The sequence below is a fragment of the Streptomyces alkaliphilus genome, from assembly GCF_014141535.1.
Classification (GTDB): Bacteria; Actinomycetota; Actinomycetes; order Streptomycetales; family Streptomycetaceae; genus Streptomyces; species Streptomyces alkaliphilus.
On record NZ_VKHT01001444.1, the window covers coordinates 1 to 931 of the forward strand.

Genomic DNA, 931 nt, shown 5'->3' on the forward strand with positions numbered 1-931 from the left:
GGCCCCCTCCCCGGGGAGACGTTACGCTGCCGGACATTACCGACGAGTAGTGTCGGGTGATGCCGACGCGTGACGTTCCGGAGGGGCCATGACCCTGCTCGAGACCAACGGAGTGCGCCTGACCGCGGACGGGGACGCCCCGGCGATCGCCACGGTCACCCTCACCAACGGGGCCAAGCGCAACGCCCAGACCCCCGGCACGTGGAGGGCCCTGGCCGAGGCCGGGCGTCTGCTGCCCGGCTCGGTGCGGGTGGTCGTGCTGCGCGGCGAGGGACCCGCGTTCTCCGCCGGGCTCGACCGTCGGGCCTTCACCCCCGAGGGCATCCCGGGCGAGCTCTCCACCCTGGAACTCGCGCACCGCGACGACGCGGGCATCGACAGCGCCATCGCCTCCTACCAGGAGGCATTCACCTGGTGGCGCCGCAACGACCTGGTCAGTGTCGCCGCGGTTCACGGTCACGCCATCGGCGCCGGTTTCCAACTGGCCCTCGCGTGTGACCTGAGGATCTGCGCCCGGGACACGCGCTTCGTCATGGCCGAGACCTCCCTCGGGCTGGTCCCCGACCTGGCCGGCACCAAGCCCCTGGTCGACGCGGTCGGCTACGCCCGTGCGCTGGAGATCTGCGTGACCGGCCGCTCGATCGGCGCGGAGGAGGCCGAGCGGATCGGCCTGGCCAACCTCGTGGTGCCCGGGGCCGAACTCGATGGTGCGATCGCCGACCTCACCGCCGCGCTCCTCGCCGCGCCCCGGGACGCCGTGATCGAGACCAAGGCGCTGCTGCGCGGCGCCGCGGGTCGGGACCACGACGAGCAGCGTGCCGCCGAACGGGCGGCGCAGACCCGCCGTCTGCGGGATCTGGTCGGCCTGGCCGACTGAGCGGGATCCCCCGGACCACGGGGGCGGGAAACGCCGGACGGGGGACGGCCGGCG

At 74.0% G+C, this 931-nt stretch carries 1 protein-coding gene; it reads left to right on the forward strand.

What is annotated here, in order from left to right; genetic code table 11:
* The first annotated feature begins 88 nt into the window (after window positions 1-88).
* Window positions 89-877 (forward strand): enoyl-CoA hydratase/isomerase family protein, encoded by a 789-nt coding sequence (locus tag FNQ90_RS24995; protein WP_182608403.1) that lies wholly within the window; start codon window positions 89-91, stop codon window positions 875-877.
* Window positions 878-931 lie beyond the last annotated feature (54 nt).

Excerpts from the sequence above, each read along its gene's own strand:
- FNQ90_RS24995 (WP_182608403.1), top strand. The coding sequence starts at position 89 with ATGACCCTGCTCGAGACCAACGGAGTGCGCCTGACCGCGGACGGGGAC.